The following is a 20,969-nucleotide window of genomic DNA, read 5'->3' as shown; positions in this document are numbered from 1 at the left end:
TTAAGAGCCGCTGCTTGAGCGGCCCCCACCAAGAGAATCGTTGATTGAACATGAGACTTGCCAGTGGCTCAAACTCACCGGGCGCACAATTTTTTTCCTTCAAACTGGTTTTAAAACACTGCCTAGGTCGTCAGCGACGATGACGAGGATGTTGGGTTTGCCCACCTGTGCTGAAGCTGTGGAAAACAAAGCTGCGGCCAGGATGAAGCCACCGAGGGTGCGAAGAATCATGGATGGGAATTTCATGGAGCGTTGATAACGGAGCACGTGTGATGATCTCCCAGTAAAAACCAATGATTTGGGTTTCTTGAGCCGGAGATCGTGAGTTGAGCTTTGGAGAGAGGCGTGTAGCATCATTCTCATGGTTTTAGAATCACCCAGCTCAGCAACTCCTCTCGGGCTTCCCCGGGCGTTGTTTTGGGATATGCAGATGGAGTCTCTTGATCCTGAGAGCCACGCCAAACAGATCATTGCCCGTGTGGTGGAGCGTGGAGGTCTGGAAGGGTGGCATAAACTTCGCAGGCACTATGGTGATGAAAAACTGAGACAGGTGGTTACCCGTCTGCGGACTCTTGAGCCACGCACTGTTAATTTCCTCTGCTTGATGCTGAACCTCAATAAAGACGATTTCCGATGCTGCACTTCGAGACCCTTCCCGTCGGCACCCTGGATCTCCTGAAGGATCTGTCTGCGCATCCTGCTCTTCAACAGTTCTCACTGGTGGGAGGCACGGCGCTTGCCCTGCGTTTTGGGCACCGCCGATCCATTGATTTTGATTTCTTCACGCCGGACAGTTTCGATGTCGAGGCACTTGCGGATACGCTGAGCCGTGAGCTGCCGCAGTTCGCAACGAGTGGCATGAACAAGGGCGGGATCAATGCTTCCATCGGCGATCTCAAGGTGGATTTCGTGACCTACCGCTATCCGCTGCTTGCCCAGCCCGAGACACAGGACGGCATTCGCATGTTCAGCCTGCCTGACATCGTGGGGATGAAGCTCAGTGCTATCACGAATCGTGGAGCCAGGAAAGACTTCTATGACCTGCATGCGCTCATTCAACACCTGGGCGTGGACGCGCTGATCGACATCTACCGGCAGAAATACCCCAGCCATGATCCCATGATCGCGCTGCGCAGCATGATCTACTTTGACGATGCCGAGGAGGACGCCGACCCTGACCTTCTCATCAGCAAAAGCTGGGAGGAGGTCAAAGAAGAGATCCGTGAAGCGGTGAAGTCATGCAAGGCTCTCAAGTCATGAAAATGATTTTCCTTACACTCCTGATTGCAGTGCAAGGCTGCACTTCAACAAATGAAAGCAAAGCCCAGCTTTCCATAATGCGCTCCTGCTATGAGAGCATTGTTTCATTCGAGAACAGTGACTTTTGTTTTATCCAAGATGAACACGCGCATCTACGACAGCTCACGAACAAAAATAAGAGCTTAGATTTTTGGACTGCCTTTGCCAATTACAGGCTGGAGGTTGGCGCAAGAAAGGCCAACATGGCGATTAAAGATCTTGTGAAGCAATTCGGGAGTTCGACGGCATTGTTTCTCCCGATCAATAGTGATCTTCGAGGCTCTAAAGTGGATGAGCTGGTGAATTCTTTGCTGCTGGCAGACATCAATCCCACAAAGCGGCTGACCGAACGAGTCGGTCAGCCTTGTGACCTTGTTGTGGTAGATAAAATTCGCAGTGGGCTGCTGCCGTGAATAAACATTAGCCTCACTTACCAAACATCGGGTTCGTCTTGTCGCCGCCGCTGAGGACGTAGGCGAGGAGGTCGAGGATTTCGTCTTTCTTGAGCATGGCGAGGAGCATCGGCGGCATGGGGGAGACGGTGCTGAGCTCGATGCTCTTCACTTCTTTGCGATCCACGTTCACACGCTGGTTGGGATCTGTGAGGTCGGTGTTGAGGGTGACGCCGTCGCCACTGAGGTTCACCACGACGCCGCTCATCACGGTGCCGTCGTTTTTGGTGACGATGATGGGGGCAAACTGTTCGTTGATGACCTTGCTGGGGTTGATGATGTTGTCGAGAAGGTCGTGCGAGCTGTAGCGACCGCCGGCACCGGTCAGATCTGGACCGGTCATGCCGCCGGCGTTGCCGAAGCGGTGGCAGGTGTAGCAGGCGGCTGCGGTGAACATTTTGCGACCGTTGTCGAAGCTGCGTTTTTTCATGCCGGTCTTGGCGGCGGCACTGAGCTCATCGAGCGTCCACATCGTCGGCGTGCGGCCCACGAACATGGCACCGACGTTTTCGATGGCGCTCTTCGCCTCGGGTTTCTTGGCGATGAGTTCGGCAAGCTGCGTGTTTTCTTCGGGTGTGAAGGTGGCCAGCGAGTCTTTGCGGATGAAGTCGATGAAGATGGCGAAGCTGCTGCCGCCCTTGTAGTTCGCAGCCTTGAGGAGGAACTCGAGCTGCTGGGTACGGAGTTCCTTGGTCCAGCCGGTTTTCAGGAAGCGCAGGCTGCGGGCGTATTCGATCTGCGGTTCCTGGCTTTCTGCGGCTGCGATGAGGGCCATGCCTTTCGCCGCAGTGTTCGGGGCCTGGAGATAGGCGAGGGTTTCGGTGAGCAGCCAGTTGAGCTCAAAATTGTCTGCCGGATAGGCAGGATCGAGCTTGGCGATGATTGCGGCGACCGTGGTGTCATCAGGGTTGCCGAAGCGGTGCAGCACGATTTCGGTGAGGCGCACGTAGGCCATGCGCTGCTCGGTGTTGAGCTTCTTGAAGTCGCGCTTCAGCAGGGCGGCCCAGAGCTTGTCACGCATGGCGGTGTTCACCACGTGATCAGGGGCGCGGTGCGTTGGGCACACACCCGTCACGCGAGTCAGCGCCAGCAGGGCTTCGAGCTGCGCGGTGGGGTTCTTTTCATTGAGCGCCTTGGTTTCCCATTCGGAGACGGGGTTGTGCTCCAGCACGGTGCGTGCGGCGGCGCGGATGAAGCGGTCCTTATCGCTGAGATGCGGCCAGGCAAAAGCCACGGCTTTGAGGTCGGCTTTGCCGTGGAAGGCGGCGAGCTCATGACGCAGTTCGCTGGCGCGTGTGATCTGCGGCTTGGATGTCACTGGGGCTGTCGATTCCTTCCCGGTGTATGTCACGCGATAGAGTCCCGACTGAACGCGGCGGCCGCCGATGGTGAAGTACATCGCGCCGTCTTGGCCGATGATGGCATCGCTGACTGGCAGCGGGCCGCCAGTGACGAACTCTTCCTTCGTTGCGGTGTAGGTAGATCCGCTGGGCTTGAGGTGCACGGCGTAGATCTTGCCCCAGCTCCAGTCGAGCGCGAAGAAGGCGTCCTGGTATTTGGCGGGGAACTTTGCGCCATAGCCAAAGGTGCAGCCGGTGGGCGAGCCGGGGCCGATGTTCAGCGTGGCGGGCAGGTTGTCATAGTAGAATTCGGGATACTTGCCTGCGCCGTTGCGCCAGCCGAATTCCGCGCCGCTGACGACGTGATTGATGCGGGTGGGGCGATACCATGAAGTATTGAAGTCATACTCCATGTCGGCGTCATAGACGAAGAGCTCGCCGTCGCGATTCACGCCGCCGTCGAAGATGTTGCGGAAGCCGTTGGCGAACTGGATGAATTCTTTTCCATCGGGTGAGACGCGATAAACATTCCCGCCCGGGGCCATGACGTGGCGGTTGTGGCCGCGACCGTCAGGCATGCGTGGAAGAAGGTGGTCGTCCCCCCAAAGCTTCTGCACAGGCGAGGTTGGTACGGTTTCCGTGAGCACGGCGTTGTTGCCCGTGATGAGATACAGGCCTTTGCGGTCGGGCGTGAGAAGCACTGCGTGCACGCCGTGGTCGCCGCCGGAATCAATCGCACGCAGCAATTCCACCTTGTCGGGCATGTCGTCGTTGTTGCTGTCAGTGATCCGGTACAGGCCGCTGGGGATTTTCTTTTCGTAGTCGTTCACGCCAACATAGAGCGCGCCAAAGGCAAACAGCATGCCGTTCACCGCACGGATGTCGGCGGGAACTTTCTGCACATCGCCCGGGCTCAGCGTCTGGCCGGGGGCGGGCATCTTGAAACGATAGAGCCCGCCATACTGGTCGCTGGCATAGATGCGGCCTTTGTCGTCTGTGCAAAGATTCACCCAGGAGCCTTCTTCGCCGCCTGGCACGGAGTAGAGCAGCTCCACTTTGAAATCCGGCAGGCTTTTGATGTTGGTGACCGGTGTGGCCACATTCGCGCCGATGGCTGGACCGACGGCATCCGGACGCTTCGGCTTCACTTTGGCGGCCTTGGCTTTGGCATCGCCCTTGGCTGGCGCAGGAGCCGCAGGTGGCTGTGCTTTGCCTTTACCTTTGCCCTTCGCCGGCGCTTTGGCCTCGATGATCTGCGCATCGCTGGGAATGGCAGATTTTTCAAACGAGATCACGCCGCCATCGGGCAGCTCCTTGAGCATGACGTCTTTGATCTGCACGTTCATGGCGGGGCCGCGATGAATCTGGAATGCGATCAGCCCTTCGAGCGAGCGCTTGGATTCCTCGAAGTCGAGCAGGTCGATGGTGACCTGGCCGTCGATCTTGTGAATGAGATGATTGCCCTGAGCGATAACGGTGTACTCATGCCATTGGGCGATGTCCACTTTCACCGGTTCATGCTCGGAGGCGAGCCAGCGCTTGCCTTCGGGATCGATCACCACGCCCTGCCCGTTCTGAACGATGATGCCGCGCCCGCGCTCCTCATAGACCATCGCGTTGTTCGGCGTGGCAGGGTGGATGTCGCACTGATATCCGCCGATGGACCACTTGCCGTTCTCCGGCAGCTCCTTGCTGCGGTACTGGATGCCGGTGTTGTTGCCGGTTTCCTTGATCTTGGCGTGCAGCTCAAAGTTCTTCACTTTGCCGCCGCGCCAGATGAGGAACTGATTGTAGGCGAGCTGTTCGGGGCCGGTGGTCTTGCCGGTGATGCAGCCGTCTTCGACGCTCCAGAGTTCTGGATTGCCATCCCAGCCGGTGAGGTCTTTGCCGTTGAAGAGCGGTTTGAAGCCGTCCTGCGCGGAGGCGAAGGAGGCAAACAGGAGAGGGAGGAGAAAGAGGCGTTTCATGGTTGGGCGCGTGGATAAACGTGCCCGTCTGTCAAAAACTGCCAGCAAAGGATGTGTCGGATTCAGCAAGTGGTGGCCGGTTTCTCCATTTCAGACCCGCCGAGAGAAGCATGGCATTGTGAATGCCATTGAAAATGGCATTTCTTATGCCAATATCGTTCCCATGACTGCGACTGTAACTCTCGACAAAGCCGGACGCCTCGTGCTTCCCAAGCCTGTGCGTGATCAACTGCACCTTCGTGCGGGATCCAAACTGCGTCTTGATGTCATGGGGGACCACATGGAGCTCACGCAGGAAGTTCCAGAGGTGAAGATTGTAAGGCGTGGAAAGCGTCGCGTGGTGGTGGGCTGGGAGGGCTTCGACGCAGCCAAGGCCGTACGGGAAATGCGCGATGAACAGGTTGCTCGTCTTGAATCCTCGTCTGGCTCGTGAGCGATTTTATTGACACTTCTGTCTTGGTGGCGGCCATGGTCGCCACAGAGCCTTTTCACATTGAATGTGATGCGTTGCTAAATCGCAAAGCATTGGCTGCATACTCCCATGTCCTGGCGGAGACATTCAGTACACTCACCGGCGGTAGAAAAGCCTTCCGCCTGCCAGCAGCAGTCACTGCCGCTGTTTTAGAAGAGGACTACGTACCCGATCTTACCATCACGACCCTGACTCCCACGGAGATGCTGCGCGCCATGCGCGAGGCAGAAGCTCGTGGCGTGAGAGGTGGAGCGATCTTCGACTTTTTGCACCTCGTCGCAGCACGAAAGGCCAAAGCTGTCAGGTTTTACACGCTGAACATCTCAGACTTCCGCGCAATTCATCGCTCGGGTGATCCAGAGATTGTACATCCTTGAAGAGGGTGGCGGCCTGCCACCCTCTTAGCGACAAAAGCCTACTTCATCGGGTGCTGCTTCAGCAGCTCATCGGTGGTGTAGAGCATCATGCGGCCGGGGTTGGCGTCGCGGATGGCTTTGACTTCGGCAGCGGAGATGGGGTCGGCTTTGTTGCCGAAGTGGTTGCGGACGAAGGTGAGGACGCTGGCGATTTCCTCATCTTTGAGCATGCCGCCGAAGGGGGTCATGGGGACCTGGCCGTTGTATTCCTTGGCACCGACCTTGAGGGGGCCCATGAGGCCGTACATGGCGATCTTGATGAGGCGGTCGCGATCGGTGGTGACCCAGGGGCTGTTGGCGATGCTGGGGAAAGCAGGGTCAAGGCCGGCGCCGTTGGGCTGATGGCAGGTGACGCAGTGGCCTTCGCGGAAGTAGATTTCCTGGCCGAACTTGAACTGCTTCTTGGCGGCATCGCTCAGGTAAGCGGGTGGCTGAATCACGGGATGCTCGGGCTTCACGATTTCGGCGATGCCAGCGAGGCGATCGGCAGCGGTTTTCGTGGCGGCCTTGTTCCAGTCGTCCAGCGGGAGCTTGGCGGCGATGGCGACGATGTTTTTCGCGGCGGGAATGTTCGGCAGCCAGGAGGCGGCGACGACGGCTTCGAGACGGACGCGGCCGTGTTCATCGGCGGCGGCTTTTTCGAGGAGAGCCACGTGATCGGCGATGCGGTGGGTGTTGTAGCGCAGCACGCGGACGGCGGCGGCACGAGCGTGGAAGTCGGGGGAGGCGAGCATTTCGCGCAGGAGGCCTTCATCGGCCTCGTTCAGGCCCCACGTGACCCAGAGGGCTTCGAGCTTGGCGTGGGTGTCCTTCTGCTTGGCGGCCCAGGCTTTGATGGCGGGGAGCACTTCCTTGGGATCGCGGGCGCGCAGTTCGCGGCGGGCGCGGTAGCGGGTGCGGAGTTCGGGTTCCTTGAGGTCTTCGAACAGCGTGGCTAGCGGTGCGCCGGCGACGGGCGCGGGTTTCACGAGGGGACGGCCCGCGTAGGTGATGCGGTAGATGCGGCCGTGGACGTGGTCGCGCAGGGGATCGCGGGCGTTGTGCTGCATGTGGCCGATGAGGACGTTGTGCCAGTCGATGACGTAGAGGGAGCCATCGGGTGCGAATTCGAGATCGACCGGGCGGAAGTTGCCGTCCGTGCTGACGAGGAGGTCCTGGCGGTGCGCGGTTTTCCAGCCGGTGCCGTTGTCTTCAATCTTGACCTGCTTGATGCCGAGGAAGCCAATGGCGTTGCAATAGATGAGGTCGCCCTGCACTTCGTCGGGGAAGTTGCGGGAGGAGACGATCTCAAGGCCGCTGGTGGGGCGCACTTTGTGGCCGTCCGGCACGAGGTCGGCGGTGGAGGGGGTCTTGCTGCCAAAGGTGGGTTTGACCTCGACGGGGAGGGCCCAGTTCATCGTGGTGCCGGAGGTGTGGAGGAGGAAGTCCTGGCCCCACTGGTCAAAGACGAAGCCCCAGGGATTGGGGATGCTCATCTGGATGGTGCGCTCCAGCATGCCGCGCTGCGGGCTGTAGCGGAAGAAGCCGCCATCGACGCAGCGCACTGGGCCGTAGGGCGTTTCGACGTTGGAGTGGAGGAAGACGCCCTCGCACAGCATGAAGGCACCGCTGGGGTCGGCGGTGAAGGCGCTGATGGCGTGGTGGGTGTCATGCGTGTCAAAGCCGCCGAGGACGATTTCCATGCTGTCGGCCTTGTCGTCGCCGTTGGTGTCGCGCAGAAGCATGAGGTTCGGTTCCTGGGTCACATAGACGCCTTCGGTGGCAAATTCGAAGCCGATGGGCAGGTGGAGCTTGTCGGCGAAGACGGTTTCCTTGTCGGCCTTGCCGTCGTTGTTGGTGTCTTCGTAGATGAGGATCTTGTCATCCGGCATGGCATCGCCGGGGCGATAGTGCGGGTAGGTCGGCATGGTGGCGACCCAGAGGCGGCCCTTGTTGTCGAAGGACATCTGCATCGGGTTCGCGAGGTTCGGGAACTCCTTCTCGGAGGCAAACAGCTCGACCTTGTAGCCTTCGGGGACTTTGAGGGACTTCAGGGCGTCCTCGCCATAGAAGTACTTCTCGCTGCCGTTTTTCACGCTCGGCACGTAGTTCGTGGGCACAGGAGGCAGAGCATGCGTCTTGCTGTCATCAACTTTCAAGTCGGTGGTTTTGCCGGTGGCGACGGCGTGGATGAGGTTATCGCGCAGGGCGGTCATTTCGCGGGACTTCTGCACTTCATCCGGGTAGTTTTGCGGGCCGTAGGGATTGTAGCGGCGGCCGTGGGCGTGGACGCCGTTGAGGATGTTGTAGTCGGTGTTCCAGAACCAGTCCTTCTCCTTCACAGCTTCATGCACCAGCTTGGGATCTGCCTTCGACTCGTAGCTTGCATGGCCATACAGGCCGGTGGCGAGCATCTTGGCCACTTCCACGTAACCTTTGTCGGTCGGGATGAAACCGCCGGTGGTGAAGGATTCGCCGCCTTTGGCTTCGATCTCCTGCGTGGGGGTGAAGAGGTCGATGTAGGTGAGGCCGTGCTTTTTGGCGACTTTCTCAATCGCACTTGCATAGAGAAGCAGGTTGGAGTTTTCGACGTCTCCCTTGGGCAGATCGCGTTTGGCGCTCTGGTTCTCATAGGCGATGGGGCTGACGAGCACGACGCGGGGAGCGGTCTTGCCGTTGTAGGCCTTGCTCAGGGTGTGGACGACCCAGGCGTCGAGTTCGGCTTCGAAATTGCCCACTTTGGAAGGACCGTCGAAGGATTCGTTGTAGCCGAAGAAGCCGACGATGGTGTCTGCCTGCAGATGCGTGAGCCACTGGTCAGGCGTGGCGTAGAAGCCCTGGCCGTTGTGGATGGGTTTGTCGGGGTGGAACTTCTCCGCGCCGGGGAAGGCCCACTGCGAAGCGCGTGAAGGATGCGGACGGAAGCCGGGGGTGTCTCCCACGTGGCCCATGTTGCGGAAGAAGAGCTCGCGGTCCGGGTAGCGGAGCTGGAGCTCGGTTTCGATGCGGCTGTACCAGGTGTCACGTTCGGCGAGGCCGTTGCCGATGAGCACGATGTGCTCGCCCTTGCTGGGAGGTGCGACGGCCTGAGGGCGTGCGGAGGTGGCTGCAATGGGTTCCACGCTGGGCTGATGCGGGGCTTTGACTTCTTCCGGCTTTTTCGCGTCCGGCTTTTTGGCTGCAGTGGGTTTGGATTTGTCTTCGGGCACGCCCATGGAAGGGCTGCTGCCGGTGGCGAAGTCGCCTGGTTTCAGATTGCGCTGCTTGAAGTAGCCGGAGTCCTTGGTGAAACCGAAGGCGGTGGGTTTGAAGGGATCGATGAAGGCGACGTCCGCCTTGTCGGCGACGGGGAGCTTCAGCAGGGAGTGCACCGCATTGACGATGAGGCGGCGGAGGTTTTCGTCCGTGTAGTCCAGCGAGGCACCCATGGTGGTGCAGAAGGAGCGGCCCTTGGTGGTGCCGTCGGGGGCGGTGTAGTCATGCAGCCAGGCGATGGGCTGCATGGGGTCGTTTTTCGGGCCTGCGACGTTCTTCGACTTCGGATCGAGGGTCTCGGTGACAGCGCCGCGCAGAAGGATGGTGTCGCTCTCAGGCTTCACATCCGGTGCGCCATAGACATCGGTGGTGCAGAAGATCTCGCCGACGCCGCGCAGGATTTCATTCTTGCTGTTGGCCTCCACGACGACGCTGCGGGTGCCTTCTTTTTTGTGCTGTCCATGATGGCTGACCCATTTTTCGCCGAGGATCTTCAGACCGAACTCGCTCCACTTGAAGTCGCCCGTTTTGGCACTGCCAGTGAAGGCGTGGGTGGCGGTGCGGAAGCCGATGACGGGTTTGCCGGAGTTCAGGAACTTGGCGAAGTGCGCCAGGCTTTCGTCGGGAAGCTGGCGGAAGCGGGTGCCGATGATGAGGAGATCCGCGTCATCGAGCATTTCCGTGCCACGGATGTTCTTCTGGTTGTTGGGGTCGATGTAGCCCGCCTTTTCGTCGGTGGAGAAGAGCACGATGCAGTTGAAGCCGTGGGTCTTGGCCAGGATTTTGGCCAGCATGGGCATGCTCTCTTCGGTGTGGTATTCCTCGTCACCGGCCACCAGGACGATCTTTTTGCCTTTGCCGGCACCGACCGGATTGGCGGCGACTTCGAGATATTCCTGCGCGTGCGCGGATGCGACCGAGCCTAGCAGGAGGAGGGTGAATAGGAGATGCTTCATGGGTTGGAAAAAACGGACGGGGAATGCTTATACCGCACGGCCTGGAGAAACCGGACAATAAAAATGGAAGGTGGGGGTGAGAAATGCACTGGAACGGAGGCATGCGAGACCTCTGCCTGTGACGTTGAAACGACGCATTCGTCAGGGCGCACGAGGTTACATGCCCGAAGTTTGGCCGACGCAGTCGGCCCAATTCATGGCATGCAACCCCTTGGTACTGGTAAGTCCCGCAGCAGCTCAGTTGGTCCCACGGGAGCGGCGCCAGCCTTCCTGGAAGGCGTTGCCGTAGTCCTCGGTGCCGGTGCCAAGGACTTTACCGTCTGCTCCGAAGCGCACGACGTGCTCTTCGACCTTGGCCCAGGTGCCATAGACTGGCACATGGCGTTTCCAGCCCTGCTGAGCCCAGCGCCAGGTTTCGCCACTGGCGGTGGATTTCTTTTCATCGGGTTCTCCCCAGGCCTCAACCACCTGGGCTTTGCTCATTCCGGGCTTGATCGTTCCATCACTGGAAGAAGACCCAGCCGGCGCCGAAGCGCTGCCGTCATTGCTTGCGGGGGCCACACATTGGGAGAGGCTGAGAGTGAGGGCGGCGAGAGAGAGGAGGGGAATGAATTTAAAGGTCATAAGCCGCCGGTTTTATCCAGAGAGGTTTCGTCCGTCAAGCTTGGATGCAATGTTGGTCGGAGGGCTCCAGGGCAAATGAGCAAAGTGCAGACACCCGTTTGCCATTGAACATGTTCTAAAGAACAGTATTTAATGCTCTCGCGGTTCAAGTTTAGGCATTGAGCACTGAAAAATCGGCGGCGCAGACGGCAGGCACGTAGAGCCAACTCAACATGGACATCACCCGCAAACTCGAAATCCTGGCCGATGCGGCGAAGTATGATGCTTCGTGCGCGAGCAGCGGCGCGGCGCGGAAGGACTCGCGTGGCGGGAAGGGCGTGGGGTCCACGGGCGGGATGGGGATCTGCCATTCCTACACGCCGGACGGGCGCTGCGTCTCGCTGATGAAGGTGCTCATGACGAATGCCTGCCTGTATGACTGCCACTACTGCATCAACCGGAGGTCCAGCAATGTGACACGGGCACGGTTCACGCCGGACGAGGTGGTGAAGCTGACGCTGGATTTCTACAAGCGGAACTACATCGAGGGATTGTTTCTGAGCAGCGGGATCATCCGCAGTGCGGACCACACGATGGAGCTGGTGATCGAGGTCGCACGGAAGCTGCGGGAGGTGCACCAGTTCCGTGGCTACATTCATTTGAAGACGATCCCGGAAGCCTCGCAGGAGCTCATCGCCCTGGCCGGGCGCTATGCGGACCGCATCAGCATCAATGTGGAGCTGCCCAGCCAGCAGAGCCTCAATACGCTGGCACCAGAGAAGAGTCTGGCGCGCACAGAGGAGGCCATGGGGCACATCCGGGGAAAGATCGAGGAGCGGCATGCGGAGAAACGCAAGCCGGATGCCCCCAAGCCGCCGCCGTTTGCCACGGGCCAGAGCACGCAGATGCTGGTGGGGGCCGATGCCTCGACGGATGCGGTGATCTTAGGGTGTGCGGACAAGCTCTACACCTCCCACCGGCTGCGCCGGGTTTATTACTCGGCCTTCAGCCCGATCCCGGAGCCGTCATCGATTTTACCGCTGAAGGCACCGCCGCTGATCCGTGAGCACCGGCTGTATCAGGCTGACTGGCTGCTGCGTTTTTATGAATTCAAGGTGGAGGAGATTGCATCGACCGCCGCACCCAATCTGGATCTGGCGCTGGACCCCAAGCTCTCCTGGGCGCTGCGAAACCGAGCCACTTTTCCCGTGGATGTGAACAAAGCGCCCCGGGAGTTGCTGCTGCGCATTCCGGGTTTGGGCGTGCGGAATGTGGAGCGCATCCTGGCTGCGCGGCGCTACACCCGGCTGCGGCTGGCTGACCTCATACGCCTGCGGCTGCAGATGAAGAAGCTGCTGCCTTTCATCACCACGGCGGATCATCATCCGGCGAGGCTGGGGCTGGACAGCGATGCGCTGCGGGCGCGGTTTTTGCCCCCGCCGGAGCAGCTGGAAATCAACTTTGACTCACCGCCCAAGCCTGCCACGAGCGACTTTCTCTCAGTGAGATCCGGGGAGCTATAAAAACGAGCATGCGCACCGTTGTCATTGAGCCTGAGTATGAAGCCTGGAGAGCTGCGGCCCGGCAGTTGCTGGCGCAGGGCGTGGCCCCTGAGGAGGTGCTGTGGACGGATGATCGTCGGGAGGCCTCGTTGTTTGTCGGCGAAACGCCTCCTGATACCGCAGTGGTGCAGGGGCCCGGTGCCATTAAAGTGCCGGCAGCTTTCATGGACCTGGCACGCAGCGTGGCGGCGCATACGGATGCGCGGCGCTGGGGCATGCTCTACCGGGTGCTGTGGCGGCTGACGCGGGGGGCGGAGCGACACCTGCTGGCCATGGCCACAGACCGCGATGTGCGCCAGCTGCAGGACTGGTACAAGGCCGTGGGGCGGGACATCCACAAGATGCATGCCTTTGTGCGCTTTCGACTGGTAGGGACGGATGCGGCCACGGGACGCGAGCAGTTCGTGGCGTGGTTTGAGCCGGAGCACCGCATCGTGCGGCTGGCGGCACCGTTTTTTGAGAAACGCTTTGCCGGCATGGACTGGTCCATCCTGACACCCTATGAATGCGCTCACTGGGATGGCGCACGGCTGCATTTCACCGCAGGCGTGTCACGCAGCAGCGCTCCGGATGAAGACGCGCTGGATGACCTGTGGCGCACCTACTACCGGAACATCTTCAATCCTGCCCGGGTCAAAATAAGCGCCATGCAGTCGGAGATGCCGAAGAAGTACTGGAAGAACCTGCCCGAGGCATCGCTGATTGCAGGACTGATCGCCGAGAGCACGGGTCGTGTGCAGGGCATGCTGGAAACCGAGGAACGAGCCGCCAAGCCCGCGCCCAACAATGCCTATTTGAAATCGCTTCACGCCATGAATCAGAGCGAAGCCGCCGCCCAAAACCACGAGTCAGACCCGGCATGAAAGGCGTGAAAAAGCAGGATCTTCCCACCAAGCCCTGTCTTGTCTGCGGGCGGCCCTTCACCTGGCGCAAAAAGTGGGAGAAGGTGTGGGAGGAAGTGAAGTTTTGCAGTGAGCGCTGCCGACGAAGCAAGGCGGGCGCACTTGGCTCGGTCACTTCGCGAGCGCCGCAATCTCCGCATCGCTGAGCGCGCGGTCCCAGAGGGCGAATTCATCCATGGCACCGCTGAGGTGGCGGATGGCGACACCGCCGGATTTGCGGCCGTCGTTCCAGTTGCCGAGTTCGGCGATGCCGATCTTCAGCGACTGCGTGGCCTTGAGGTTGGAGCGAGTCAGGAGTTCGCCGTTGGCGTAGTGGCGGACTTCCTTGGTGGCGGGATCAAAGACAACGGCCAGATGGGTCCAGCGGCCGAAGCGTTCCGGGGTGAACAGGACGGGGGTGTCGTGGTCGGCGTGGTGGGCACCCGCGCTGCCGGCGATGCCGAGGCGTACTTTGCCGTCCCGCGTGATCTGCCAGTGGACTTTGCGGTCGCCCCAGCCCTCGGACATGAAGAGGGAATTGAAGGTGCGGTCGAGACCGTTGACGCGCACCCAGACAGCCATGGTCAGGGTCTTGGTTTCGCCGGGGATGTTCAGCCGCACGCGGTCGCTCACATTGCGGAATTCGAGGGCACGTTTGCCCGGCCAGCGGCCGGTGGTCCAGGAAGCGCCGACGATGCTGCCGTCTTCGATCTGGCCGCCGTTTACGGCGTGATTGCGCAGGGAGCGCGAGCCCTCGTCATCCTGAAAATCAAAGCGCAGGCGGAGTCCGGCATCGGCGTTCAGTTGGGAGCTGGAGGCCAGCCACTTTTCAAACTGGAAGCGCTGGGACATGGCACTGCGGGCGTCGATCTCGTTGAGCGAGGCAAAGCTGGAGGCATTCGCAGTGAGGAGGGCGGTGTTGCCCGAGATCGCCATGGCCTGTCCTTCTTTGAGGGACTTCATGGTCGCAGAGGGCTGATGCAGTTCCACCTCACCTTTGAACACATGCACTTCCTCATTCGCGGCGCTGACATCCAGGCCGAACTCGGTGCCGAGATCGACGATGGTGCCCTTGGGGGTGTTGATGCGGAAGCCTTTGGCCTGGGGGGGCACCTGGGCGCTGAGTTTGCCGCGTGTGCAGGTGGCCTCGCCGGAAGACACGAGCTGCAATTCGGCGGGGCCTTCGATCAGGACGCGGGCGCCTTGATAAAACTCGATCTGCGCGATGCCAGATTTCAGTTTGAGCAAGCCCGGTGAGAGCGGTGTGCCGGGGGTGATGGCGGCGGAGTCCCATTCCAGATTCACCCCGCGTGTCAGCACGGCCACGGAGGCGGTGGTCTCCTCGGCTTCGGGTCGCAGATCCAGGGCAGCATTCATCAGCCAAGTGCCCAGCAGGGTGATGCAGGCGGCCATGGCCGCGACGCTGGTGACGGTGGCAAAGGTGAAGCGGCGCTTGGGCAGCAGCGCGGGGCGGATGATGTTGTCCGCGACCAGTGGCTTGGTGGCGCGCAGCATGGCATCCATGTCGAAGTGCTGGAGCAGGCGCTCGCCGAGCTCCGGCTGTGTTTGCAGCAACTCGTGCAACTCCTCCGCCTCGGCGGTGGTGAGGGTGCCTTCGAGGTAGTGCTGGATCAAGGTGTCGGTGTCAGGCATGTGCGGGGCCTCCTTGGTTGGTCGAGCGCTCGATGCACTCGCGCAGTTTTTCGCGCACGCGGGAGAGGGCGCGGCAGACGGTGTCCGCCTTCATGCGGATCTGATCGGCGATCTGCGGCGTGCCGATGTCGTTGTAATAGTAGAGCTCCACCAGCTCGCGGCTTTTCTCCGGCAGCTTTTGCAGGCAGTTGCGCAGCACGCTGATTTCTTCTTCGTAACGCGGCGGGGCTTCACGTTCCTCCGCCAGCAGGCGGATGTGGTCTGCCAGCTTTTGCACCACCTCGGGCTGTTGTTTGGTGCGCTCGCGCCACTGCCGCATGGCGATATGCCGCGTCATCGTGGCCAGCAGCGGGCGTGCATCCGTGCTCAAGTCCCACTGCGATTCCTTGGCCATGAACTCCAAAAACACCTGCTGGGCGATGTCCTCCATCAGCCCCGGCCAGGGCGCATACTTCAGCGCCACACCCCTCACAAAATCGTGATGGGCGAGGAAAACCTGCGCGGCCTGGGTTTCGTGCGTGTTCATGCGTGTAACATTATCTCACGCGGGAAGGGGGAACCGGACAGGGAATTGTGCGTATAGCCGGATCAGTTTCCGCAGGTGGCGAAGTCCCGCATCGTGCTGAGCATGATGACGACGGAGCAGGCACCGGCGTCGGGGAAGCCGAGGCAGGCTTCGCCGAGGGTTTTGGCGCGGCCGAACTGGGCGATCATGGCCTTGCTGGCTTCTTTGCCGGACTCGGCGGCGGCGGCGACGGCGGTCAGGGCTGCGGTGAGTGAAAGACCGACGGATTCGCGGGCTTTGGCGGCGGCGGGGGCGAGGGCGTCGATCATGGTTTTGTCGCCGGGCTTGGCGCCACCGCGTTTCATGACCCCTTCGAGGGCGGCTTCGAGGAGGAGGGCGAGGCCTTCGGCATCGAAGAACTCACGGCCTGCGAGGGCTTTGCCGCCGGCGCGGTAAACGGTGCCGAAGAGGGCACCGGAGGCTCCGCCCATGCTGGTCATCATGGCGGTGCCGGTGGTGACGAAGACCTGCTCCACGCTGGTGGGTTCCATGGGCTCAAGCTGGGCTTTGACGGCTTCCATGCCGCGCTTCATGCCGAGGCCGTGGTCGCCATCGCCGAGATCGCGGTCGGCTTGGGAGAGCATGGGTTCAGCGACGATGATGGCATCGGCGACTTGCAGCATCATGAGCCGCACCTGGTTGGATTTGAGTTCCATGGTTGAAGGGGAAAGAGAAGGGCTGGAGAGGTGAGTGAAAGAAGGGGGATCAAGATGATCCCCCTCCTGTGAATGCGTTCGATCTGCTGAGGCTTACTTCTTCTTCAGCTCTTTCTTCTTCAGGTCGTTGTAGAGTTCGAAGGCCTTGTTCGCATTCAGGCCACCGTGCACCACGCCCTGCACGGCCTGCATCATGGAGACTGGAGCATCGCTCTGGAAGATGTTGCGGCCCATGTCCACGCCGCTCGCGCCCTGCTTGATGGCGTTGGCGCACATCTTCAGCGCATCGAGTTCCGGCAGCTTCTTGCCACCGGCGATCACGATCGGCACCGGGCAGCAGCTCGTCACCGTGTCGAATTCCTTCTCCGTGTAGTAGCACTTCACCACGTTCGCGCCGAGTTCCGCCATGATGCGGGTGGCCAGGCGGAAGTACTGCGGGGTGCGAGCCATCGCACGGCCCACGGCGGTCACGCCCATGACGGCGATGCCATAGCGGCTGGCGGCATCCACCAGATCCGTGAGGTTCTTGAGGGACTGGCGCTCATACGCGCTGCCGATGAAGACCTGCACAGCAAGGATGCTGGCGTTGAGGCGGATGGCTTCCTCGATGTTGAGCGCGGTGCTCTCATTGGACAGGGGCTCAAAGCCGGGGCGGCCAAACTTGGCTTTCTTGCCGTCGATTTCGCCTTCCCACTCTTCCATGGGGCTGATCATCGAGGTGCCGCCGGAGGCGCGCAGGGCGATGGCCTTGGTGGTGGAGGCGGGAATGACGGAGCGCTGGATGCCGCGGGTGAGCATGAGGCAGTCGGCGTACGGGGCCAGGGGGAGGATGGTCTGGTCCACGCGTTCCAGGCCGGTGGTCGGGCCCTGGAAGTAGCCGTGGTCAAAGGCGAGCATGACGGTGCGGCCGTCCTTGGGGTTGAAAACCTTGGCGAGGCGGTTCTTGAGGCCCCAGTCGTACTGGTGGCAGCCCTTGAGGAAGAAGCCGGGGGCCTCCTGGGGGACGTCGGTGAAGAATTCCTTTTCCTTCTTGTCTGCAGCGCTGGTTTGGATGTCGGCCATGGTGTGTGATTATTTAGGTTGAGCCTGAACCCATAGTCACTCCCTGCTTGCCGTCCATGCACGGGCTCGCCAGATTTGTGTCGGATTTTGCAATGGCCATGCAGACGAACAAAAACATCCTCAGCCTCGTGCCCACCGGCTCGGCACATCGCGTGCAGGGTCAGCGGACGGTGGCGCTGCCGGGGGTGACGGTGGACATCCTGACCACGCGCAAGATCGAACTGCAGCAGTGGGAGCTGCGGCGGCTGAACGATCCGTACTGGCGGCTGTACTGGCCGGTGAGTGCCGGAGGGGTGGTGGAAATCGAGGGTGAAAAGACGCTGCTGGAACCGGGCTTCATGTATCTGATTCCGCCACACACGACTTTCAGCACGACGACGAGCCGGCCATTCAGCAAGTGGTACGCGCATTTCAATCTGGGTCCGCTGGCGGACCGGGCGGCACCGGGCATCCACAAGTTCCCCACGAATGCGCTGATGCAGAGTTTGATCCCGGGACTGATCAAAATGAGCAAGGAGAAGGTGGCGGTGAGGTTTCCGTGGCCCACGATCCAGCTCGTCATCGCTGCGGTGCAGTGTCTGCCTGAGAGTGTGTGGGAGAAGCAGCATCTGGATGCGCGGGTGCTGCGGGCGATGGAGTTCATGCACCAGCATCACGGACTCAAACTCACTGCCGAGCAGGTGGCGAAGCATGCGGGGCTGAGTCTGCGGAATTTGAACCATCTCTTTCAGCAGGAGCTGCAGCAGCCGCCGATGCGCGTGCTGCTGGACTACCGGCTGGATGAAGCGTGCCGCAAGCTCAGGCACACGAAGGAGAGCATCGAGACGATCTCCGAGCAGTGCGGGCTGACGAACCGGTACTACTTCAGCCGCATGCTGCGGCAGTACCGGAATACCTCGCCGGCGACGTATCGGGATGAGAGCTGGGGGTGAGGAGGCGGGGAAACGAGGTCGCAAGCATGCAGGGACGATTTTGATTTTGGGGTGTGCTGGAGCGCTGGTCGACAGACAGGAGTGTCTGTCGTACTTTCCAGAGGCGCTCGCGCTGGGACTTGGAAGACGAGAGCGGTTTAGAGGTCCAGGCCGAGGAGCTGCAAGCTGTCGCGGTGGATCATGGCTTCGATTTGGGCCACGTCGAGCCGGGGGAGGTTGGTGCCTTCGAGCATGTCGTTGAGTTTGCGGATGCCGTCGATGGAGGCGTTCACGGTGGTGAAGGGGAAGTCGGTGCCGAAGAGGAGCTTGTGCCAGACGCCGTATTCCTGCGCGAGCATGAGGGAGTTGTAGAGCTGCCAGGGGCGGTAGTGGAGGGCGCTGACGTCGGCGAAGACGTTGTCGTGCTTGCGGATGGTGACGAGGCATTCGCCTTCGTAGGGGTGGCCGAGATGGGCGAGGATGATTTTGACGCCGGGATGTTTTAAGGCCACGGGCTCGATGAGGCGGGGCAGGGTGAAGGCGAGGGGGGCCTGGGCGATGAAGGTGGTGCCCATGTGCAGGAGCACGGGCAGGCGGTGTTTTTCCGCATACTGCCAGAGGGGTTCGAGCGTGGGGTCATCGGGGCTGAAGCCGGCGTACATGGGCAGAAGCTTGATGCCGCGCAGGCCGAGGGTTTCGTGGCCGAACTGCAGCTCGCGCTGCCAGTTTTCCTGAGTGGGATCGATGGAGAGGAAACCGATCAAGCGTGCGGGATCGCGCGCGACGTAGTCTGCCACGGTCTGGTCATTGACCCAGAGGCCGCTGAGTTTGGCTTTGCCGCCGAAAACGAGGGTGCGGGTGTCTTCCGGGGCGCTGGCGCGATAGGCCTCGTAGGTCGCGCTGATGTCGACCTTCACGCCGGGGCGGGCGCGTCCGGCTTGATGGATGAAATCGTCGGAGAAGTCGGCGGGGAAATTCCAGGCGTGGGAGTGGACGTCGATGATCATGGGTTTGAATCAAAGGGTGGCGGCGATCATGCGGTCGAACTGGCGCTCGACTTCGAGTTGCGATTCAGCGTCGAGTTTGAAACCGACGGGGCCGCGGACGAGGGTGTTTTTAAAGATGCCCTGGCGGACGAGGAGATGCTTTTCGACGGCGAGGAAGCCGTCGAGGCTGGTCTGCATGGAGATGAGGGCGGAGAGGGGGCCGTGGATGCGATCGGCTTTTGCGGTGTCGCCGGCTTCCAGTGCGTTCCAGAGGGGGACGAGACCGCGAATGAGGTCCGCACCGGGCATGGTGCCGACGACGCCGCGCTTGAAGGAATCCACGAGGGCGATGCCGCCGGTGCCTTCGAAGACTCGGGCGCGGCCTTGGGTGGCATCGCGGAGTTCGGAGAGCTTGGGGCCGATGGGGGAGGCCTCGGGTTTGTATTGAACGCGTTCGGGGCCGAACTCGGCGAGCAGTTTGGCCTGCATGGCGATGGGCATGGGCTTGCCGACATAGCCGCTGGCGTCCTGCACGATGACGGGAATCTGGATGGCGTGGATGATGCGGGTGTAGTAGGCGAGCAGCTCGCTTTCGCCGATGCCGATGGACACGGGCGGGATGGCCATCACGGCATCGGCTCCGACGCTTTCGGCGTGTTTGGCGTAGCGTTCGGCGACCTTGGAGGACTCTGCGCCGACGCTGATGATGACAGCGCCGCGTGATTTGCCAAACTTGCACGAAGCGGCGGCGAGCTGCTCGCGCTCTTCGCTGTCGAGGCGGAGGGTTTCGGAAACCATGGCCATGACGATGCCGTGGGCGCCGCAGTCGTAGAGCCAGGAGATTTCGCGTTCGAGAGTTTCGAGATCGAGGGTTTCATCTTCGAGCCATGGGGTTTGGAAGACGGGGAGGACGCCGTGGAGTTCGTGTTTGGGGGGAGTCATGGGGGAGATTGAATGCCGCAGAGATTGTTTCTGAAGAAGAGCGGCGGTGTTTTAAGGTTCCACGCTTAGCGGAGTGAGGGGAAATGGGTGGCCGCAAAAAGGCGCAAGAAGCGCAAAAAAAGGGACCGGAAAGGGATGGCCGAAAGAAGGGAAAAAGGGTGAAAAAATTCAGAGAACGAGAGCAGTTTCAAAAAACTTGGGACATTGGCCGGAGGGGCACTGGTCACCAGAGCAGTTTGCCGCCGTCGATGATGAGCAGGCTGCCGGTCATGTAGCTGCTGGCATCGCTGGCGAGGTAGAGGGCGAGGGGACCGATTTCTTCGGGGCTGCCCCAGCGGCCCATGGGAATGCTGGTGGCGACTTCGCCTTCGAACTCGGGGCGCTCGCCGATCCAGCGTTTGTTGGCGTCGGTGAGGAAGGGGCCGGGGGCGATGGCGTTGACCGTGATGCCGTGTGCGGCCCAGTCGGCGGCGACGGCTTTGGTGAACATGGTCAGCGCGCCTTTGGAGGTTTCGTAGCTGCGGCCACGCATGGCTTTGCCGGGCCAGAGGGCGTTGATGGAGGAGATGTTGATGATGCGGCCCCATTTGCGAGGGATCATCGCGCCGCCGATGCGCTTGGTGAGGATGAAGGCCTGGGTGAGATTGAGATCGAGGATGCGCTGCCAGTCTTCGAGCGCGAGATCTTCGGTGGGTGTGTTGATGCGGCGGCCGCCGACGTTGTTGATGAGGATGTCGATGGGCGGGTGATCGCGGAGGAGGACATCGCAGAGGCGTTCGGCTTCTGAGGGCTGGGAGAGGTCGGCCTGGATGGAAGTGACGTGCAAATCCTCGCTGCAAAGCTCCTCGCAGGCCGTGTGCAGCTGCGCTGCATTCGAACCGGCGATGATGATCTCGGCTCCGGCTTCGCCCAGTGCACGCGCCATTTCCAGACCAAGGCCGCGTGAGCCGCCGGTGATGAGGGCGCGGCGGCCGGTGAGATTGAAGCGATCGAGAACAGACATGAAAACAGA

Annotated in this window: 20 protein-coding genes; 9 read left to right on the top strand and 11 right to left on the bottom strand. The window is 61.0% G+C overall.

Annotated features, from left to right (window positions below; all coding sequences use genetic code 11):
• Nucleotides 1-99: 99 nt before the first annotated feature.
• Nucleotides 100-246, bottom strand: coding sequence for a hypothetical protein (locus WAW39_RS16680; RefSeq protein WP_422320316.1), 147 nt, complete (start codon nt 244-246; stop codon nt 100-102).
• 115 nt (nt 247-361) lie between these two features.
• Between WAW39_RS16680 and WAW39_RS16675 the strand changes: the two genes are divergently transcribed.
• From WAW39_RS16675 to WAW39_RS16665, 3 genes are read left to right on the top strand one after another with little or no spacing between them, the layout of a single operon-like run.
• Complete coding sequence (locus WAW39_RS16675; protein ID WP_422320315.1) at nt 362-679, top strand: DUF6922 domain-containing protein; 318 nt, start codon at nt 362-364, stop codon at nt 677-679.
• A complete protein-coding gene (locus WAW39_RS16670; protein ID WP_422320314.1) occupies nt 634-1,260 on the top strand; it encodes a nucleotidyl transferase AbiEii/AbiGii toxin family protein in 627 nt (208 codons plus the stop codon). The genes WAW39_RS16675 and WAW39_RS16670 overlap by 46 nt, the downstream gene beginning before the upstream one ends.
• Nucleotides 1,257-1,712, top strand: coding sequence for a hypothetical protein (locus WAW39_RS16665; protein ID WP_422320313.1), 456 nt, complete (start codon nt 1,257-1,259; stop codon nt 1,710-1,712). Before WAW39_RS16670 ends, WAW39_RS16665 begins: the two co-directional genes overlap by 4 nt.
• A gap of 13 nt (nt 1,713-1,725) precedes the next feature.
• On the opposite strand, the gene WAW39_RS16660 is transcribed toward WAW39_RS16665, so the two are convergent.
• Nucleotides 1,726-5,058 carry a family 16 glycoside hydrolase gene (locus tag WAW39_RS16660; protein ID WP_422320312.1) on the bottom strand — a complete coding sequence of 1,111 codons (3,333 nt, stop codon included), beginning with the start codon at nt 5,056-5,058 and terminating at the stop codon, nt 1,726-1,728.
• 163 nt (nt 5,059-5,221) lie between these two features.
• Here WAW39_RS16660 and WAW39_RS16655 point away from each other — a divergent pair, with 163 nt between their 5' ends.
• Nucleotides 5,222-5,491, top strand: a complete 270-nt coding sequence (locus tag WAW39_RS16655) for an AbrB/MazE/SpoVT family DNA-binding domain-containing protein (protein WP_422320311.1) — start codon at nt 5,222-5,224, stop codon at nt 5,489-5,491.
• Nucleotides 5,488-5,907 (top strand): PIN domain-containing protein, encoded by a 420-nt coding sequence (locus tag WAW39_RS16650; protein ID WP_422320310.1) that lies wholly within the window; start codon nt 5,488-5,490, stop codon nt 5,905-5,907. The genes WAW39_RS16655 and WAW39_RS16650 overlap by 4 nt, the downstream gene beginning before the upstream one ends.
• 38 nt (nt 5,908-5,945) lie before the next feature.
• Here the strand turns inward: WAW39_RS16650 and WAW39_RS16645 are convergent, their stop codons facing one another.
• Together WAW39_RS16645 and WAW39_RS16640 are read right to left on the bottom strand one after the other, a co-directional pair.
• Nucleotides 5,946-10,136 (bottom strand): PVC-type heme-binding CxxCH protein, encoded by a 4,191-nt coding sequence (locus WAW39_RS16645; protein ID WP_422320309.1) that lies wholly within the window; start codon nt 10,134-10,136, stop codon nt 5,946-5,948.
• 237 nt (nt 10,137-10,373) lie between these two features.
• Nucleotides 10,374-10,760 carry a hypothetical protein gene (locus WAW39_RS16640; RefSeq protein ID WP_422320308.1) on the bottom strand — a complete coding sequence of 129 codons (387 nt, stop codon included), beginning with the start codon at nt 10,758-10,760 and terminating at the stop codon, nt 10,374-10,376.
• A gap of 212 nt (nt 10,761-10,972) precedes the next feature.
• Here WAW39_RS16640 and WAW39_RS16635 point away from each other — a divergent pair, with 212 nt between their 5' ends.
• Genes WAW39_RS16635 through WAW39_RS16625 form a run of 3 tightly spaced genes read left to right on the top strand, consistent with a single transcriptional unit; the run spans nt 10,973 to nt 13,349 of the window.
• The gene (locus WAW39_RS16635) at nt 10,973-12,262 is read left to right on the top strand and encodes a putative DNA modification/repair radical SAM protein (protein WP_422320307.1); all 1,290 of its coding nucleotides are present in this window, start codon (nt 10,973-10,975) and stop codon (nt 12,260-12,262) included.
• 8 nt (nt 12,263-12,270) lie between these two features.
• Nucleotides 12,271-13,164, top strand: a complete 894-nt coding sequence (locus WAW39_RS16630) for a TIGR03915 family putative DNA repair protein (protein WP_422320306.1) — start codon at nt 12,271-12,273, stop codon at nt 13,162-13,164.
• 5 nt (nt 13,165-13,169) lie between these two features.
• Nucleotides 13,170-13,349: a DUF2256 domain-containing protein gene (locus WAW39_RS16625; RefSeq protein ID WP_422320317.1), complete on the top strand. Its 180-nt coding sequence runs from the start codon at nt 13,170-13,172 to the stop codon at nt 13,347-13,349.
• On the opposite strand, the gene WAW39_RS16620 is transcribed toward WAW39_RS16625, so the two are convergent.
• The 4 genes from WAW39_RS16620 to WAW39_RS16605 all read right to left on the bottom strand — a co-directional run bounded on the left by WAW39_RS16620 (nt 13,315) and on the right by WAW39_RS16605 (nt 17,118).
• The gene (locus WAW39_RS16620) at nt 13,315-14,835 is read right to left on the bottom strand and encodes a LamG-like jellyroll fold domain-containing protein (protein ID WP_422320305.1); all 1,521 of its coding nucleotides are present in this window, start codon (nt 14,833-14,835) and stop codon (nt 13,315-13,317) included. The two genes, WAW39_RS16625 and WAW39_RS16620, sit on opposite strands and share 35 nt — an antisense overlap.
• Nucleotides 14,828-15,361, bottom strand: coding sequence for an RNA polymerase sigma factor (locus tag WAW39_RS16615; protein WP_422320304.1), 534 nt, complete (start codon nt 15,359-15,361; stop codon nt 14,828-14,830). Before WAW39_RS16615 ends, WAW39_RS16620 begins: the two co-directional genes overlap by 8 nt.
• 62 nt (nt 15,362-15,423) lie before the next feature.
• Complete coding sequence (dhaL, locus tag WAW39_RS16610; RefSeq protein ID WP_422320303.1) at nt 15,424-16,056, bottom strand: dihydroxyacetone kinase subunit DhaL; 633 nt, start codon at nt 16,054-16,056, stop codon at nt 15,424-15,426.
• A 93-nt stretch (nt 16,057-16,149) separates the two neighbouring features.
• On the bottom strand, nt 16,150-17,118 hold the full coding sequence (locus WAW39_RS16605) for a 3-hydroxy-5-phosphonooxypentane-2,4-dione thiolase (protein ID WP_422320302.1): 969 nt from the start codon (nt 17,116-17,118) through the stop codon (nt 16,150-16,152).
• 98 nt (nt 17,119-17,216) lie between these two features.
• Between WAW39_RS16605 and WAW39_RS16600 the strand changes: the two genes are divergently transcribed.
• Complete coding sequence (locus tag WAW39_RS16600; RefSeq protein ID WP_422320301.1) at nt 17,217-18,050, top strand: helix-turn-helix domain-containing protein; 834 nt, start codon at nt 17,217-17,219, stop codon at nt 18,048-18,050.
• A 137-nt stretch (nt 18,051-18,187) separates the two neighbouring features.
• Here WAW39_RS16600 and WAW39_RS16595 read toward each other — a convergent pair whose 3' ends face one another.
• The 3 genes from WAW39_RS16595 to WAW39_RS16585 all read right to left on the bottom strand — a co-directional run bounded on the left by WAW39_RS16595 (nt 18,188) and on the right by WAW39_RS16585 (nt 20,960).
• A complete protein-coding gene (locus WAW39_RS16595; protein WP_422320300.1) occupies nt 18,188-19,036 on the bottom strand; it encodes an amidohydrolase family protein in 849 nt (282 codons plus the stop codon).
• 9 nt (nt 19,037-19,045) lie between these two features.
• Nucleotides 19,046-19,957 (bottom strand): dihydrodipicolinate synthase family protein, encoded by a 912-nt coding sequence (locus WAW39_RS16590; RefSeq protein WP_422320299.1) that lies wholly within the window; start codon nt 19,955-19,957, stop codon nt 19,046-19,048.
• A 223-nt stretch (nt 19,958-20,180) separates the two neighbouring features.
• The gene (locus WAW39_RS16585; RefSeq protein WP_422320298.1) at nt 20,181-20,960 is read right to left on the bottom strand and encodes an SDR family NAD(P)-dependent oxidoreductase; all 780 of its coding nucleotides are present in this window, start codon (nt 20,958-20,960) and stop codon (nt 20,181-20,183) included.
• Between the last annotated feature and the right edge of the window lie 9 nt (nt 20,961-20,969).

Source organism: Prosthecobacter sp., assembly GCF_049294395.1.
Classification (GTDB): domain Bacteria; phylum Verrucomicrobiota; class Verrucomicrobiia; order Verrucomicrobiales; family Verrucomicrobiaceae; genus Prosthecobacter.
The sequence above is the reverse complement of the archived record's forward strand: the minus strand, read 5'-3'. Positions and strand labels throughout refer to the sequence as shown.